The sequence below is a fragment of the Halobellus ordinarius genome, from assembly GCF_031823395.1.
In the GTDB taxonomy this organism is placed as follows: Archaea; Halobacteriota; Halobacteria; order Halobacteriales; family Haloferacaceae; genus Haloquadratum; species Haloquadratum ordinarius.
The window spans coordinates 43,236-58,850 of the sequence record NZ_JAVQKJ010000007.1; the positions used below are offsets into that span (position 1 = coordinate 43,236).

The 15,615-nt window shown below is 65.0% G+C and carries 14 protein-coding genes and 2 tRNA genes; 7 read left to right on the forward strand and 9 right to left on the reverse strand.

Annotated features, from left to right (window positions below; all coding sequences use genetic code 11):
• Genes RJT48_RS11180 through RJT48_RS11205 form a run of 6 tightly spaced genes read right to left on the reverse strand, consistent with a single transcriptional unit; the run spans window position 1 to window position 4,015 of the window.
• Window positions 1–423, reverse strand: a complete 423-nt coding sequence (locus RJT48_RS11180; RefSeq protein WP_311172366.1) for a 30S ribosomal protein S19 — start codon at window positions 421–423, stop codon at window positions 1–3.
• Window positions 423–1,157 (reverse strand): 50S ribosomal protein L2, encoded by a 735-nt coding sequence (locus RJT48_RS11185; RefSeq protein WP_311172367.1) that lies wholly within the window; start codon window positions 1,155–1,157, stop codon window positions 423–425. Before RJT48_RS11185 ends, RJT48_RS11180 begins: the two co-directional genes overlap by 1 nt.
• A 2-nt stretch (window positions 1,158–1,159) precedes the next feature.
• Complete coding sequence (locus tag RJT48_RS11190) at window positions 1,160–1,414, reverse strand: 50S ribosomal protein L23 (protein ID WP_311172368.1); 255 nt, start codon at window positions 1,412–1,414, stop codon at window positions 1,160–1,162.
• A complete protein-coding gene (gene rpl4p, locus RJT48_RS11195; RefSeq protein WP_311172369.1) occupies window positions 1,411–2,157 on the reverse strand; it encodes a 50S ribosomal protein L4 in 747 nt (248 codons plus the stop codon). Before rpl4p ends, RJT48_RS11190 begins: the two co-directional genes overlap by 4 nt.
• A 3-nt stretch (window positions 2,158–2,160) precedes the next feature.
• On the reverse strand, window positions 2,161–3,177 hold the full coding sequence (locus RJT48_RS11200; protein WP_311172370.1) for a 50S ribosomal protein L3: 1,017 nt from the start codon (window positions 3,175–3,177) through the stop codon (window positions 2,161–2,163).
• A 4-nt stretch (window positions 3,178–3,181) separates the two neighbouring features.
• Entirely contained in the window at window positions 3,182–4,015 is an 834-nt protein-coding gene (locus tag RJT48_RS11205; protein ID WP_311172371.1) for a putative RNA uridine N3 methyltransferase, read from the reverse strand.
• Between the two features lie 225 nt (window positions 4,016–4,240).
• On the opposite strand from RJT48_RS11205, the gene RJT48_RS11210 reads away from it, so the two are divergent.
• The 4 genes from RJT48_RS11210 to RJT48_RS11225 all read left to right on the forward strand — a co-directional run bounded on the left by RJT48_RS11210 (window position 4,241) and on the right by RJT48_RS11225 (window position 7,348).
• Window positions 4,241–4,311, forward strand: a tRNA-Gly gene (locus RJT48_RS11210).
• A 600-nt stretch (window positions 4,312–4,911) separates the two neighbouring features.
• Window positions 4,912–6,123, forward strand: a complete 1,212-nt coding sequence (locus RJT48_RS11215; RefSeq protein WP_311172372.1) for a protein kinase domain-containing protein — start codon at window positions 4,912–4,914, stop codon at window positions 6,121–6,123.
• Between the two features lie 269 nt (window positions 6,124–6,392).
• Window positions 6,393–6,812 carry a CBS domain-containing protein gene (locus tag RJT48_RS11220; RefSeq protein ID WP_311172373.1) on the forward strand — a complete coding sequence of 140 codons (420 nt, stop codon included), beginning with the start codon at window positions 6,393–6,395 and terminating at the stop codon, window positions 6,810–6,812.
• A gap of 224 nt (window positions 6,813–7,036) precedes the next feature.
• On the forward strand, window positions 7,037–7,348 hold the full coding sequence (locus RJT48_RS11225; RefSeq protein ID WP_311172374.1) for an MTH1187 family thiamine-binding protein: 312 nt from the start codon (window positions 7,037–7,039) through the stop codon (window positions 7,346–7,348).
• Between the two features lie 55 nt (window positions 7,349–7,403).
• Here RJT48_RS11225 and RJT48_RS11230 read toward each other — a convergent pair whose 3' ends face one another.
• Window positions 7,404–10,619 (reverse strand): DUF7827 domain-containing protein, encoded by a 3,216-nt coding sequence (locus RJT48_RS11230; protein WP_311172375.1) that lies wholly within the window; start codon window positions 10,617–10,619, stop codon window positions 7,404–7,406.
• Between the two features lie 364 nt (window positions 10,620–10,983).
• Window positions 10,984–11,172, reverse strand: a complete 189-nt coding sequence (locus RJT48_RS11235) for a DUF8178 family membrane protein (RefSeq protein ID WP_311172376.1) — start codon at window positions 11,170–11,172, stop codon at window positions 10,984–10,986.
• An 88-nt stretch (window positions 11,173–11,260) separates the two neighbouring features.
• Here RJT48_RS11235 and RJT48_RS11240 point away from each other — a divergent pair, with 88 nt between their 5' ends.
• On the forward strand, window positions 11,261–12,094 hold the full coding sequence (locus RJT48_RS11240; protein ID WP_311172377.1) for a competence/damage-inducible protein A: 834 nt from the start codon (window positions 11,261–11,263) through the stop codon (window positions 12,092–12,094).
• A 12-nt stretch (window positions 12,095–12,106) separates the two neighbouring features.
• Here RJT48_RS11240 and RJT48_RS11245 read toward each other — a convergent pair whose 3' ends face one another.
• On the reverse strand, window positions 12,107–13,279 hold the full coding sequence (locus RJT48_RS11245; RefSeq protein WP_311172378.1) for a CBS domain-containing protein: 1,173 nt from the start codon (window positions 13,277–13,279) through the stop codon (window positions 12,107–12,109).
• A gap of 140 nt (window positions 13,280–13,419) precedes the next feature.
• Between RJT48_RS11245 and RJT48_RS11250 the strand changes: the two genes are divergently transcribed.
• Together RJT48_RS11250 and RJT48_RS11255 are read left to right on the forward strand one after the other, a co-directional pair.
• On the forward strand, window positions 13,420–15,477 hold the full coding sequence (locus RJT48_RS11250) for a DEAD/DEAH box helicase (protein ID WP_311172379.1): 2,058 nt from the start codon (window positions 13,420–13,422) through the stop codon (window positions 15,475–15,477).
• A 52-nt stretch (window positions 15,478–15,529) separates the two neighbouring features.
• Window positions 15,530–15,602, forward strand: a tRNA-Pro gene (locus RJT48_RS11255).
• The last annotated feature ends 13 nt before the right edge of the window (window positions 15,603–15,615 follow it).

Sequence of the window (15,615 nt, forward strand, 5' to 3'; positions counted from 1 at the left end):
TTATTTGAGCGGCACGAACTTCGAGGACCGGGTCGCGCCGATGCCGGCCTGGCCGTGTTCGACCGACGTCCGCGTCAGCTGGAACTCGCCCAGGTAGTGGCCGATCATTTCGGGTTCGACGCGGACGCGCTCGAAGGACTGCCCGGTGTAGACCGCGAACGTCTTCTCGACGAACTCGGGCAGCACGGGCATGTCCCGGAGGTGGGTCCGGATCGGATCGTTGGCCGTCTCCTGCGGACCGGCCTCGCGGGCCTTCTCCAGCAGCTTCTCCTGCTGGACCGACAGTCCCCGTTCGATGGTTCGCCGCTGTCGTGCGGGTAGCAGTTCCGCGACCTCCTCGAGCGACATCTCCTGCAGCTCGTCGAGCGTGTGGCCGCGGTAGGTGAACTCACCCTCGCGGCCGGTTCGGTATTCGGAACTCATTAGTTGTCTTTGCCTCCTTTGCCACCGCGACCGGTGCGCTTCGAGGCGATGTCGCCGACCTTCCGTCCCGGCGGGGCGTCCCGGGAGACGGATTTCGGCTGTCCGGGGTGCTGGCGGCCGCCGCCACCGAACGGGTGGTCGACGGCGTTCATCGCGACCCCGCGGACGCGCGGCCACTTGATGCCGCGCGCTTTCATCTTGTGGTGCTTCTTGCCCGCCTTCACGAACGGTTTCTCCGTGCGGCCGCCGCCGGCGACGACGCCGACGGTGGCACGACACTGCGGGTTCAGCCGCTTGACCGCTCCCGAGGGGAGCTTCACGATCGCCACGCGGCGGTCGTGGGTGACGAGCTGTGCGCTCGTCCCCGAGGCGCGGGCGAATTTCCCGCCGTCGCCGGGCTGGCTCTCGACGTTACACACGGGGACCCCTTCCGGGATCTCCGCGAGCGGGAGCGTGTTGCCGGGCTTGATCTCCGCGGAGACGCCGACCTGGATCGTGTCGCCGATGGCGACACCCTCGGGTGCGAGGACGAGGCGTCGGTCGCCGTCCTCGAACTCGACGGCCACGACCGGCGCGCTGCGCGCGGGGTCGTGTTCGATGTCGACGATCTCACCGGAGATGGTGTCGCTCGATTCGTCCTTCTTGTGCGAGAGTTCGGCCTTGTAGCGGTGCGACGGCGCCCGGAACGTGGACGTGCCGCGACCACGACGCTGGCCTTGAATTCGTCGTCCCATGTTCAGAACACCCCGATCCGTGAGGCGACTTCCTGCGCGTCGTCGTCCTCGCCCAGCTGGACGGTCGCTTTCTTCTTGCCCTGCGGCGTCACCTGCGTGTTGACGTCCTCGACGGCAACCTCGTAGCGCGATTCGATCGCCTCGGCGATCTCGGGCTTCGTGGCGTCTAAGTCGACGATGAACTGGAGCTTGTTGTCGAAGTCCATCTCGTCCATCGCCTTCTCGGTGACCAGCGGATGCTCGATGATCGAACTCATCGGTCGGCCACCTCCTCGATCGCGCTCTCGGTGAAGAGCGTCAGCCGCCCGGGCTGTGTGCCGGGGGCCAGGTCTTCCGCGCCCACGCCGGACGCGGTGACGACGTCTGCACCAGGGAGGTTCCGCGCCGCCTTCGATGGCTCCTCGCTCGTGACGAAGAGGATCGATTTCGGACGCGTGTACTTCCGGCCGCGGGTCTTGCCGCGCCCGGCCTTGATCGTCTTGTTCTCGTCGGAGCGCTCGATGTCGGCGTGGACGCCGAGCGATTCGAGCAGGTCGACGACCTCGCGGGTCTTCACGAGGTCCTCGAAGTCGTCGGAGACGACGAGCGGCAGTTCGACGTCGTCGTCGAACTGGTGGCCGCGCTCGCGGACGACCTCTTCGTCCGCCGTGGCGGCGATGGCCGATCGGACGGCGAGTTTCCGCTCTTTGGTGTTGATGTCTTTGCCCTGGTCTTTCTCCGCCTTCGGCGGGTGCGCCTTCCGGCCTTTGATGGCCTGGGGGACGCGCCGTGCGCGCCCGTTCTCGCGGGGGACGTGCGCCATCCCGCGGCCGCTGCCGAACGATTCGGCCGGAGTTCGCAGCCCCGCGTAGGGGTCGGCACCGTACGCCTGTTTTCGGTTGGCCTGCGCGGCGACGACGGCGCGCTCGATGAGGTCCGGCCGGAAGGTCGTCTCGAAGACCTCCGGCAGGTCGAGCGTGCCGGCGTCGTCGCCGTTCAGGTCACGAATTGTTGCCTGCATAATTTATCCCTGGTTCGATTCCGTCGATACGTAGCGCACTTCGGGGTCGAGTCGCGGCTGATCGCCCGGGCGGACGGCCCCGCGGAATCGCAGGAGCCGTTTGTCCGGCCCCGGGAGCGATCCCTTGACCAGCGCGTACGGCCCGTCGACCTCGCCGTAGCCGACGAAGCCGCCGTCGACGGTCGGTTCGTCGCCGTCACCGAAGTCGATGAGGCGTTTGTTCAGTTCGGTGCGCTGGTGGTAGCCCGTCTGCCCCTGCTGGGGGACGGTCGAGCGCACGCGGGAGGGGTTCCACGGGCCGAGGTTACCGATCCGGCGCCGCCAGCCCTGGCGGGCGTGTTTGCCCTTCCGCTTCTGGACGCCCCATCGCTTGACGGGGCCCTGCGTCCCTTTGCCCTTCGTGACGCCGGCGACGTCGAGATACTCGCCGGCGCGGAAGACGTCGGACAGTTCGTGCTCCCCGCCGTCTTCGACGAGGTCGAGCGCGAAGTCGACGCGCTCCTCGACGGAGCCGCCGCCGACGCGCGTCTCCATGACGTCGGGCTTCTTCTTCGGGACGTTCTTCATGTCCGCCGGGACGGTGTGGGTGATGAGGCGAACGTCGTCGACGTCGCCGGCCTCGACGGCCGAGCGCAGGTCTGCGGCGTCCTCCTCGAAGGTGTTCTCGTTGGGGAGATCGAGGGTCCGATCGAGGGACTCTGCGAACTCGCCGGTCCACACCTCTGTCAGCGGCTTTGCTCCGTACGGCGTCTCTTCGTAGGCTCGAAGGGCGACGGCGCGCATCGGCGGCGTCTCCACGACGGTCACCGGGACGGCCTCCTCCATCCCTTCGCGGGGGGAGTTGGCCTCGTCGTTGACCATCATCACCTGGGTCATCCCGGCCTTGTAGCCGGCGAATCCCTGGATACCGGGTGCGCCCTCGTCGTCGGGCCACGACCGGATGCGCGGAACCTCGGTGGTCGCACGCTTGCGCGGGCTGAAGCCCATCGAACCTTTTCGTGGTCTGCTTGGTTGTGGCATGTGATCACTCCGTGAGTGTCAGGGGCGCGAGCGAGGCGAACATCGCTTCTTCGGTTCGCACTACCTCGCTTCCCTGCTGCGGAATCGTATTCAGCCAGAGGTCGAACCCCGGACCGTCAGCGGGTTCGACCGCATCCTCGACGTCGATGTCGAGGATGGCCGGAAGCCCACGACCGGGCGACCCGAACGCGACTGTGGCTCCCTCGCGCTCGATGCGGGCGGCGAGATCCGGCAGTCGCGTGGTGGTCAGCGCTTCGCCGAAACGGGACGTCGCGATAGCGACACCCGAATCGGCGCGGTCGAGCGCTTCCTCGAGGTCCGTGCGGGACACGTCGAAGCCCGGAACGGGCCGATCGACGATCCGCGCACGGACCGGTTCTCGCGAAGAGATCCTGATGGCGACGCGTTCCCCCTCCTCGACCTCCATCGACGGAGGCGCAAAGAGGGAGACCGGGTGTTGCAGTCCGCAATTGACCCGAACGCGGCCGTCAGGTCCGACCTCGGTCACGATTCCCTGTGTTAACGACCCCGAACCGTTCGATTCGGAGCCGGTCATAGACGGGACGCGGAGGGGCGGCAGTACGCCGACGTACTCGAGTTCGTCGCGTCGCCCCCAGACCTCCTTTCGGAGGTCCGGTGGCGTGGCGGCGTATCGCAGCACCGTTTCGACGAACTCGCCTCCCAGGCGTCGTTCGCCTTCCCTGTCGGGGAAGACGACGAGCCGATTCGCCCGGAACACCGTCGCCGCGCGGGCGACGTAGCCGAGTTTGCGAGTTGCCTCGCGTTTGTCCTCGGCCTCCCGGACGAGAGAGGACGGCACGAGTACGGTCAGCGTCATACCGGTCCCTTCTGCGTCACGTCTAGACTGTACCATCGATACCGCAGGGGAACCTAAAAGAGTAGCGAAAGCCACCCGGGGCTGTGAGGCCGTCACACGCCGGGATGCGGCGGTTTCACGCTCCGTAAATCGTGGCAGCGTCCCCCACGCCATCGTCCGGTTTCCCGCCGAGTCGCAAGTCTTATTTGTCAATCCCGTCTGCGTTCGAGTGCAGGCAACAGACGCGCGCTGGTAGTGTAGTGGTATCACGTGACCTTGCCATGGTCACAACCTGGGTTCAAATCCCAGCCAGCGCACTTCTCCGAATTCTCCGTCACGGAGCGACCGCTCTGCGTGTCGCTCGGTACGTCGAATTCGGTGTGTGCGGCACCTGGATTTGAACCCTGCCGGTCGCGCGCAGCGAGGGACGAGCGAGCACGTCCGGCTCCGGTTCAAATCCCAGCCAGCGCACTTCTCTCGACTCTACCTCCCAGCGGCGCGTCTCGTCGCGCCGCGACCCCGAGTCGAGTGGATGCGCCCCTGTGGATTTGAATCAGGGAGCGTCGCGAGCGAAGCGAGTAGAGCGACCGTGGTTCAACATCCCAGCCAGCGCACTTCTCCCGAACTCGACCATCCAGCGGGACATCTCGTCGCGCCGCGACCCCGAGTCGAGTGAGTGCTCCCCTTGGATTTGAACCCGACGAGTCGCAGCCCGCGCAGCGAAGCGAGCAGGAACGTCTCGGTTCGGTTCAACATCCCAGCCAGCGCACTTCTCCGAATGCTACACCCCAGAGCGACCGCTCTGCGTGTCGCTCGATACGTCGGATTCGGCGTGTGCGGGATACAGGACGCGTATCAATTTATCGTAGATGAGTGAGTACTGTTACAAAGCTCACAGAGAAAGGGAGAGTATAGTGATGAGCACGGAACCGACGCAGGGGGCGATCATCGGCGGCTACCGGCTCGAAGTCGAGATCGGTGTCGGCGGATTCGGTCGCCTGTGGCTGGCTGCGGATCGGACGACGGGCGAGGAGGTCGTGCTAAAGATTCCGCGCTACGATAGGGTCAGCGAGGCGATCCTGGACCGGTACATCAACCGGGAACTGCAGGCGCTCGAAGAGATCGGGACCGCCGGCGGCCACCCGAACCTGCTGAACCTCAGCGACAGCGTCTCCTACAACGGGGACGAGATTCCCGTCGTCGACGCCGTTGACGGCGACGAACTCGACGAGATCGTCGAGGACGGGTCCGGGTTCGACACCGGAGAAGTGCGCGAGATGGGCATCAGCTTCTGCGATGCGATGTCGTTCCTCCATCACCACGAGATCCGCCACCGCCATCTGAAGCCCTGTAACGTCCTCCTCGATAGCCGACGAACGCCGACGATCGTCGACTTCACGGCGGGAACGCAGGCCCACATATCCGATTCGTTATGGGACTCGGACGATGCCGGTACGTACCACGAATTCTCGGATGCTGGTCCGTTCAAAGCGCCAGAGACCCTCTCACAGGAGACTGGGAGCGAACAGGGACCGTGGAGCGACGTCTTCTCCCTCGGGAAGATGCTCTTCTATCTGCTCACGGGACAGACGTTCGAGACGGGTGGGATCGTGCCGAGTGAGCTCGGCTTCGTAAGTCCGAGTTATCTCGACGACATCATCGAGCGGGCAACAGCGAGGGATCCGGCCGAGCGGTACAGCAACGCGACCGCGCTCAAAAACGCGCTCGAACGGAAGGACCCGGCCCCACCGCAGACGGCGACGCTGTACCACGTCGGGAGCGACGACACCTACGAGATCCAGGACGGCGACACGATCGGCCGCGATGATCCGCCACAGACGACGATCTCCGTCCCGAGCGAGTACGTCTCCCGCGTCCACTGCCGCATCACCCGCGATGCGACGGGCGCGTGGTTGCTGGAGGACGAGAGCACGGGCGGCACCTACTACTACGAGGACGGCGACTGGGCCGCACTCCTCTCACCGAACGGCAGACAGAAACTCCGCAGCGAAGGAAGAGACGTTGAGGCGACGACCGACACCAGGCGGCTCGAACCCGATGACACCTTCGCGTTAGTCGATCCGAACTACGACGAGCAGACGTGGTTTATTTTCCAGGGTGAGAACTGAAACGACTGCACCGCAGAGTGTGAGATATGGGGCCGGACGCGAGCACAGGCTGACGGGTGGCTTATATTCATTCACGGATCTGCATTCCGGTGCCAAGTTGAGCCACGTCTCTGACTGCCGGCGAAGGTGGGCTTGGAATGCGAGTTCGCCGGCGGCTGGTGAACTTCGTGAATCCCGGCCACTAATCTCACCGACACACTTCTCACAACATAGGAAATACCAGCAGCAATTTCCTGTTAGGCGACTGAAATTCGGTTGGAGGTACGACTATGCCAGTCGAAGACCTTGCCCGGAGCGACGTAGTAACGGCCGATCCCGAGATGTCGGTCGCTGAACTCGCGGCCAAGATGGCCGAGGAGTCGGTCGGCAGCGTCGTGATCACCGAGGGCGACACACCGGTCGGGATCGTGACCGATCGGGACCTGACCGTCCGCGTGCTGGCGGAAGGAGTCGATCTGAGCGGGCTGGTCGCCGCCGACGTGATGACCGAGGACGTCCGGACGATCGATCGGGATGCCGGATTCTACGAAGTGGCAGACCTGATGAGCGACGCGGGAATCCGCCGTGTCCCCATCTGTGACGGCGACGATCTCGTTGGGATCATCACGGCTGACGACCTGACGGAGCTGCTGGCGGACGAACAGCAGCACCTCGCAGGGATCATCCGCGCCCAGCGACCGGCGTACTGACGCTGCTTACTCTCCTCTCTCCTGCCGAGCGCCACCCCCGTCGACGGCGCTCGGCGGGAAAAAGTGAGCGTACTCAGTATGACCTCCTCGACTGTGAGTGTCGCCTCGCGGTCGAGATCGCAACCCCGATGCGACGTGAGGGCCGCGACGGGAGCACTCCCGTCGCAGTCCGCTGCCGCCGCCGCCGACGAACGTTTTTGCGACCCGGGGCCGAATCCCGCAGTATGACTGTTGTCGCGCTTTTGAGCGTCGCGCCCGTGATCGAGGGGAGTATGTCCGCCGAGGTGGCGAAAGCCGTCGACGCCCTGGAGGACTTCGACGTGAGCTACGAGACGAATCCGATGGGGACGGTCATCGAGGCCGACGACGTTGGAACGCTGTTTGCGGCCGCGGAGGCGGCCCACCGGGCCGTCGACGCTGATCGGGTGAGTACGGTGCTGAAGATCGACGACAAGCGGACGAGCGAAGAGCGCGCACGCGAAAAGGTAGATGCGGTGGAGGACCACCTCGGTCGGCCCGCCCGCAGCGAGGAGTAGACTCTCGGTCGACCCGCCCGCAGCGAGGAATAGCACCCCGGACGACGGCGCCGGTCTATTCGCGCCGCAGCGCCAGGAGCGCGCCCCCGGCGAAGGCGACAAGCGCTGCAATGACCCCGAACCCAGGTGTCGTCGTCGACGTCTGGACCGTCGGAATCTCAGTCATCGTCGTCGTGGGCGTCGTCTCCGTCGTCGTCTCCGTCGTGGTCGTCGTCGGCGTCTCCGAGGTGGTCGTCTCCGCGGGCGTGTCTGACGTCGCCGTCTGGATCACCGGCTGGACGGTGCCGTCGGCGGTGGCGTCCGGCGCCGGGCCGATGTCACTGACGGTGATCGTGTAGGTGTCGCCCGGACTCGTGTCGTTGAACGAGAGCGTCACCAGGAACTCGCCGTTCGAATCGACGGTCGTCTCTGCGGTCTTCAGGAATGCCGGCCGGACGCCGTCGCCGCTCCGGACCCGAATACTCAGTTCCGTGCCGGGCGCGACGGTCGCCTCGCCGAAGACCTCTTGGCCGCTGACCTCGGTGACGTTGAACGGATCGTTGATCTCGATCTCCGGTTCGGTGAGCGAGTGGCTCGTCTCGACGCTCTCGTCCTCGCCGTCGGCCGTCAGGTCGAGGTCGTTTTCGTCCTCGCCGAAGACGGTGAACGTGGCGCGGAGGTCGTCGTCGGCGTCGACCTCGCCGCGTTCGGTCTCGTCGGGGTCGATGGCGCCGTCCCCGTCGGCGTCTTCGACGCCGTCGGGCCCGTCGTCGCCGGTCCGCGTGACCACGTAGTAGGTGTCGTTGGCCGAATCCGCGACCACGCGTGCGTTCGAACTATCCAGATCGAGCACGAGCGGATCGCGGTTCGGGCCGGGGTCCTGCTGGACGAGGCTGAACTGCGCGGCGGGGTTGTCCTCGCTCCCGTTCGCGAAGTCGAAGAACTCCGCGGTGACCGTGTCCTCGCCGCGGGCGTCGAGGGCGCCTTCGAGTCCCGATGCCTCGATCTCGTAGAGGACCGTGTCGCCGACGGCGACATCGGAGGTCTCCGTGACGTACTCGCCGGTCCCCTCGCGGATCTCTTCGGGGTCGTTGAGGCTACTGTACTCGTTCCGCGGGGCCGTCAGCGTCCGGATCGACGTCGTCGATCGCTCCTCCAGCGTGAGCAGTTGGACGTCCGTCTCGCGGCCCCCGGTCTGCGCTGACAGCGGGTACGCCTCGGCGTCGAGCAGGTTCGAGACGCCGATCGTGACCTCCCCGTCGACGATCTCGTCGTCGTCGCTCACGCTGACCAGGTCGTTCTCGCTGCTGAACGTGTCGGTTCCAAACGACGAGGCCGCGTAGGTGTTGAAGTAGACGGTCACTTCGCCGTCGCGGTCGTCACCGTCCCCATCGCGCACGGTCACGCTCGCCTCGTAGCCGGCCTCGTCGTCACCGATAGTCAGCGTCGCCTCGCGGGTGTTTTCGAGCGTGAGCGGAATGGCGACGACGTCGCCGCGGGCCTCGCTGATGACGTTATTCGGCAGGAGCACCTCGGTGTCGCCCGCCTCGGTGACCTCGATCGTGTCGGACTCGACGGTGACGCCGGCTGCCGTGTCGGTCGCGCGGATGGTGTACTCGCCGGTTTCGAGGTTCAGTGATTCCAAATCGTAGCTGAAGTCGTACTCGCCCTGTCCGGAGAGGTCGACGAACCGCTCGTCGACGACCTCGTCGCTGTCGTCGAGGAGTTCGAGGCGGATCTCGCGGCCGCTCACCTGTGCCGAGACGGTTCCCTCGATCGTTTCGAGCGTCGTCACGTTTCGATCGTCGATCGAAACCGAGAGATCGAGATCTCGGACGGTGATAGAGGCGGGTCCCTCGCCGTCGATGTTGGCCTCATAGTCGCCGGTGACCTCGTCTTCCGTGTCGAAGAGGAAGATACGGCTGTTGACACCGGTCGACCCCTGGAAGAAGTAGTTGTCCGTGTCGTCGTCTGTCCCTTCGAGGGTGATGTCCGTCTCCGAGTTCGCCGCCACGATAGAGACGACCGACCCTTTGTAGACGTTCGTATCGTCACCGGCCCCGACTGTCGTCGGCGCGAACGTGATCGGCTTGTATTCCGGATTGTCCGGGTTCGCGAGTGAGTTGCCGTCGGTGTCGACGATCCCGTCTTCGAGTCGGAGCGTCAGATCCCGACTATCCGTCTCGTTGAGTTTGATGATCACGCGACCCTGCGCCTCGTTGACGTTAGTGACGATGTCGCTCGTCACCTCCTCTTCTTCGTCGACGTAGAGGCCGTAGTTGGAATCGAAGTTCTGGATGTCTTCTGAGAAGGCGACTTCGATAGCGGGCGTTCCATCGGACTGCTCGAACTGCGTCGCACTCAGGAACTCCGGATCTCCCGGCTGGCCGCCGACGTACTCGACGGTGATCTCTTCGGTCCTCGATTCGGACCTCCCGCCGTCGTCACTGACGTCAACCGCGACGTCATAGGTCGCATTTTCCTCTCCCTCGGGCACGGCGGGACTCGTCAGATTCAGGCTCCCGGCGAGGTAGGCCGACTCCGTCGACAGCTGATCGGTGTACGTGAGCGTCTTGTCGCTCTCGTCCAGCGATCCGACTTCGGTCCCGGTAGCGTTCTTGACGACGACGTCGTGTGACCCGATCTCGAACTCGCTCGGGACGTCGATCTCGAACGTGGAGTCCTCGTTCGTGTCCAGGCCGTCGATCGAGTAGTTGAACTCGTGTTGATTCTCGGTTTCTTGGTCGACCTCAGTCGGCGAGAACCCGCCGTCGCCGATCGAGAGCGTGTCTGGAATGTTCTCGACAGTGATCTCCTCCTGAGCTGAAGCGACATCGCCGTCCTCGTCGGTTCCGTTGAACTTGATCGTATAATTCTGGTCTGTCTCAACCGACGGGCTGTCCAGCGTTACGGTGCCATCGAGGTAAACCGTCTCTGTGGTAGAGTTAACCTCGAAGGAGAGCGTCCGAGGGTCGTCAGTGACGGTCGCGCCAAGTTCGGCTCCAGTGGCGTTCTTCACGACGATATCGTGACTGACGATTGCCGGATACTCGCCCGGGACAGAGAACGTGAGCGTGGTGTTTCCGGCTGTGTTGATACCCGAGAACGAGTAGTTGAAGCTGTGTGTGGTCTCAGTGTTTTCATCGACCTCCAACGGGTCGAACTGTTCTTCCGCAGTGACGTTGTCGACTGCAGCGACGCTACCGGCGAACGTCACGCTGCCGGCGACGACCGACAACACGACGAGTACTGCGATCGAAACTGCGCGTATCTGGGAGGTGGCTCGTGTCATAGTGAGGGGGTTCGTACTGCGTATCGGCGGCCGGTTGGTCCGACCGGGCCGCAAGCGGGGACTGTCGTCGACTGCGGCCGATATCGGCGAACTCGCCTCGGTTTCGGGGCGGGTGAGGCGGCACAGCGGAGGCGTTCGAGCCGCAGAGACAGCTGTACAAAAAAATCACGCAACACTCCAACATAGGCTTTGTGTCACCTGTCGGTCAGGCTCCGCGGTGTTCGTCCGATTCCCCGCTGAATTCGGGTTATCGAAAGTGCACCGAGTCCCCTTCGTCAGTATAAATCCGCTTTTTCGGCTCCGGAAGGGCGTATTTGGCGACGAACAGCCCTCTCCGCTGACCACAATGCTCTTTTCGATCCGCTCAGACGGCCGGCCCGCCTTCGGAGGTCCCGACGAGCCAGGTCCCGAGGGTCAGAAGCGCCGTTCCCAAGACGAGCGCGTACGTGAAAAGCTGCGAGGAGATCGGATAGACGGCCGGCAGAAACAGAAGCGACCCGACGACCATCAGGGCGATACCGGCGAGCACACGAGTGCTATCGAACAGTCCCATACCGGTCACTACGAGTCCGAGGATATGGACTTTCCGCTTTCCCGCACGTCGGAGAGGGCTTAAGCCCGCGCCGTCCGAGGTCGTGGATATGGACGCGGCGATCGTCACCGTGGGAAACGAACTCCTCGCGGGCGACATCGAGAACACGAACGCGACGTGGCTGGCGAACGAACTCAGCGGGCGCGGTGTCGAGGTCGCACGGATCATCGTCGTCCCCGACGAGGAGACGGTGGTCGCTGCGACGATTCGTGAGTGGGCCGAGCGGTTCGACGCGGTGCTCGTCACCGGCGGCCTCGGCGGGACCCCGGACGACGTGACGATGCCTGCCGTCGCGGCCGGTCTCGACCGCGAACTCGTCGTGAATCCGGTCGCCGAGGCCGACGTCGAGGAGACGCTGGCGCGGATCTTCGAGGAGAACCCCGACCTTGACTTCGAGCTGCGTGCGGAGTGGTACGCGTCGATGCCCGAAGGTGCAACGCCGATTCCGAACCCCGAGGGACTCGCGCCGGGCTGTGTCGCGGACAACGTGTACGTGCTACCCGGAATCCCCGAGGAGATGGAGGCGGTCTTCGCTAACGTCGCCGACGCGTTCGGGGGCGAGGTCGCGACGCGGACGCTGTACTCGCCGGAGCCCGAGGGTGCGCTCGCGAGCCATCTGGGGGCTGTCGCGGATCAGTTCGGCGTCCGGGTCGGAAGCTATCCGAACAGAGATGCCGGGCAGACACGGATCAAACTCACTGGCAACGACGCCGGGACGCTCGAAACCGCGGTCGAGTGGCTTCGCGAGCAGACTGATATCGCGCTCGCGGACGGCGAAAAAACCGAAAGAGAGAGTGCCGACGGAGATAGGGCGCATTCGGACGCCGAATCGAACGACAGCGACGTGGCTGCCTCGGACACCGAGTCGAACGACGAGACGTGACGGTCGACCGACTCACCGGGGGTCAGGCAGGCTGGACCGCTCCCGGTTGGTGAGCGACAGCGTCCCCCGAGACTGGATGATGTTGAACGCCGTCACCAGATCCGTCCGGGAGATGAGCCCGACGAGGTCGCCGTGGTCGTCGACGACCGGCAGCCGGCCGACGCCGTTCTGCTGCATCTCCTGGAGCGCCGTCATCGCGTCGGCCTCCGGCCCGATTGTCGTGAGATCGTCCGACATCACGTCCTCGACGCGGTAGGCGTCGCGTTCGACCTCCTTGACCGACCGGGCGTCGTCGAGCGTCACCATCCCGGCCAGTCGGCCGTTGCGGAGCACCGGATAGCCCGTGTGCCGCTCGGTGAACATCCGCTCGAGGAGGTCGGCGACGCTCTCCCCCGCAGTCACGACGTCGAGGTCGTCTGCCGGCGTCATCACGTCCCGGACTGTCACGTCCTGGAAGGCAGCCTTCATCACGCTCTGCTGGGCTTCCGAGGACGCCCCGATGTAGATGAAGAATGCGAGGGCGACGAGAAAGAGGTTGGCGAACAGCCCGAACAGCCCGAGCAGGAACGCGAACACCTTGCCGACCTCGGCGGCAATCTGTGTCGCCTGCGCGTGCGGCCGGTTGCGGGCCAGAAGCGCCCGGAGGACGCGACCCCCGTCCATCGGGAACCCGGGCAGCATATTGAACACTGCGAGGACGATGTTGGTCAATGCGAGGTAGCCGACGACGAACTTCACCGGATCCAGCGCCGTCGGCAAGACCAGAAACGCGAGATACGAGGCGACGCCGAGCCCGACGCTGACGATCGGCCCGGCGACAGCGATCGTAAACTCCTGCCGCCAGTCTTCGGGCATCTCCGCGAAACTCGCGACGCCGCCGAAGAGCCACAGCGTGATCGAGTCGATCTCGTAGCCGTAGTGCATTGCGACGAGCGAGTGGCCGAACTCGTGAAACAGGACACAGACAAAGAGACCGATCGCCGCGGCCGCCCCGAGAATCCACTGCATCGACCCCGCGGTGAGCGGCCCCTGCTCGATGACCGACCCGAAGAGGTTGTTGATGACGCCGACCAACTGGGCGATGTCGGTTCCGATGAGCCACGCGAAAAGCGGGAGAACCAGAAGGAAGGTGAGATCCAGCTTGATCGGGATACCAAACGCGCTGCCGATACGGATTCCGCGCATACCGATGAGTAATCGGGGACGGGACTTAAGTCCAACCGCGACGCCGGAGGGCGGTCGGGCTCCCCGCTCCTGTGGTCAACCGCATCGCCCCTCCAGTCGCAGACGAACCGCTGAAATACCTCCTCGACCTACGGCCAACCGTGTCTCAACAGGTCGGCCGCGTCGATACCCTCTTCCTCCACGAGGTCGGCGACGATTTCCTCGTCGTCGTCGAGCGTGACGGCGAGCGCGTCTTCCGTGCGGTGCTGGAACTGAAGGAGACGGATGCGGGGCCCCGCCCCGCGAAATTCCGCGTCAAGCGCGGCTCGACCGAGGACCCCCGCGACCCCAGCCAGTTCGTCGAACTCGCCCGCCGCGCGTCGCGAATCCGCATCTCCGAGCAGACCTCGAAGCACCGCCGCGAGGAGCTACAGGAGATGCTCGACGGCTACCAGCAGGAGGCGCTCGTCGTCCGGACCTGCCGGTACTGCGCGTCCGACGGCCGCTACTCGCCGATCACCGAGGAGACCGCAATCAAGACCGACCGCGAACACATCTGTCCGAACTGCGCGAAACGCGAACTGGAGCGGGAACTGGACTTCTCGGCGTCCGGCCGGCTGACCGGAGCGGCCCAAGAGCGACTCGAAGACCTCCTGCTTGAGACCCAGGATCTGGATCGCATCGCGAGTCTCCTCTCCGGGGGGCTCGACCCCGACCTCACGAAGTTCGACACGGTGAGCGCGACGACCGACGAGGTCGACCTCGTCGAGACGTCGACGCTCGATCTGCACTCAGAGTTCCAGCGGCGGGTCGAGGATCGCTTCGACACGCTGCTGCCGGTTCAGTCGCTCGCGGTCGACAACGGGCTCTTCGAGGGGCGCGACCAGCTCGTCGTGAGCGCGACGGCGACCGGCAAGACGCTCGTCGGTGAACTCGCCGGCATCGACCGCGCGCTGAAGGGCGAGGGGAAGCTCCTCTTTTTGGTCCCGCTCGTCGCGCTCGCGAACCAGAAACACGAGGATTTCGAGGAGCGCTACGGCGACGTCCTCGACGTCACCATCCGCGTCGGCGCCTCTCGGATCAACGACGACGGCAACCGCTTCGACCCGAACGCGGACGTCGTCGTCGGCACCTACGAGGGGATCGACCACGCGCTGCGGACCGGCAAGGACCTCGGCGACGTCGGCACCGTCGTCATCGACGAGATCCACACGCTCAAAGAGGAGGAGCGCGGCCACCGCCTCGACGGGCTCATCAGCCGATTGAAATACTACAATGAGCGGCGAGCCGACCGCCGCGGGAGCTACGACGGTGCCCAGTACGTGTATCTCTCCGCGACCGTCGGCAACCCCGAGTCGCTGGCCGAGCGGCTCCGCGCGACGCTGATCGAGTTCGAGGAGCGCCCGGTGCCGATCGAGCGGCACGTGACGTTCGCCGACGGCCGCGAGAAGCCGGATATCATCAACAAACTCGTGAGACGGGAGTTCGACTCGAAGTCCTCGAAGGGCTACCGCGGGCAGACGATCGTCTTCACCAACTCCCGGCGGCGGTGTCACGAGATCTCGCGGAAACTGGAGTACGACGCCGCGCCGTACCACGCCGGACTGGACTACGGGCAACGGAAGCGCGTCGAACGACAGTTCGGCGACCAGGATCTCGCGGCCGTCGTCACGACTGCCGCGCTCGCGGCCGGTGTCGACTTCCCCGCCTCGCAGGTGATCTTCGACTCGCTGGCGATGGGCATCGAGTGGCTCTCCGTGCAGGAGTTCGAGCAGATGCTCGGCCGCGCGGGTCGCCCGGACTACCACGATCAGGGGAAAGTCTATCTGCTGGTCGAACCCGACTGCAGCTACCACAACACGATGGAGATGACCGAAGACGAGGTCGCGTTCAAACTCCTGAAAGGCGAGATGGAGGACGTACTCACCCGCTACGACGAGACGGCGGCCGCCGAGGAGACGCTGGCGAACGTCGTCGTCGCCGGCAAGCGCGCCAAGCAGTTGAACGACCGGATGGTCGGGGACGTCCCGACGAAACACGCGATCGGCAAACTCCTCGAGTGGGAGTTCATCGACGGGTTCAGCCCCACGCCGCTCGGCGATGCGGTCTGCCGCCACTTCCTTTCACCGTCGGACGCGTTCCGCATTCTCGATTGCATCCGGTCGGGCACCGAGCCGTACGATCTGGTCGCGGAGATGGAGCTGCAGGACGCGTTCTGACCGACGGGCCGAACGAAATCCTTTACTCGCCTCCGGCGCGATGTTCGACTACGGGACCGTGGGTTAGCCTGGTATACTTCGGGCCTTGGGTGCCCGTGACCCCGGTTCGAATCCGGGCGGTCCCATTCTACTCATAAA

Coding starts and splice junctions, on each gene's coding strand:
- RJT48_RS11245 (WP_311172378.1), bottom strand. CDS start 13,279: ATGCGCGGAATCCGTATCGGCAGCGCGTTTGGTATCCCGATCAAGCTG.
- RJT48_RS11185 (WP_311172367.1), bottom strand. CDS start 1,157: ATGGGACGACGAATTCAAGGCCAGCGTCGTGGTCGCGGCACGTCCACG.
- RJT48_RS11200 (WP_311172370.1), bottom strand. CDS start 3,177: ATGCCACAACCAAGCAGACCACGAAAAGGTTCGATGGGCTTCAGCCCG.
- RJT48_RS11190 (WP_311172368.1), bottom strand. CDS start 1,414: ATGAGTTCGATCATCGAGCATCCGCTGGTCACCGAGAAGGCGATGGAC.
- rpl4p (WP_311172369.1), bottom strand. CDS start 2,157: ATGCAGGCAACAATTCGTGACCTGAACGGCGACGACGCCGGCACGCTC.
- RJT48_RS11220 (WP_311172373.1), top strand. CDS start 6,393: ATGCCAGTCGAAGACCTTGCCCGGAGCGACGTAGTAACGGCCGATCCC.
- RJT48_RS11180 (WP_311172366.1), bottom strand. CDS start 423: ATGAGTTCCGAATACCGAACCGGCCGCGAGGGTGAGTTCACCTACCGC.
- RJT48_RS11225 (WP_311172374.1), top strand. CDS start 7,037: ATGACTGTTGTCGCGCTTTTGAGCGTCGCGCCCGTGATCGAGGGGAGT.
- RJT48_RS11230 (WP_311172375.1), bottom strand. CDS start 10,619: ATGACACGAGCCACCTCCCAGATACGCGCAGTTTCGATCGCAGTACTC.
- RJT48_RS11215 (WP_311172372.1), top strand. CDS start 4,912: ATGAGCACGGAACCGACGCAGGGGGCGATCATCGGCGGCTACCGGCTC.
- RJT48_RS11240 (WP_311172377.1), top strand. CDS start 11,261: ATGGACGCGGCGATCGTCACCGTGGGAAACGAACTCCTCGCGGGCGAC.
- RJT48_RS11205 (WP_311172371.1), bottom strand. CDS start 4,015: ATGACGCTGACCGTACTCGTGCCGTCCTCTCTCGTCCGGGAGGCCGAG.
- RJT48_RS11235 (WP_311172376.1), bottom strand. CDS start 11,172: ATGGGACTGTTCGATAGCACTCGTGTGCTCGCCGGTATCGCCCTGATG.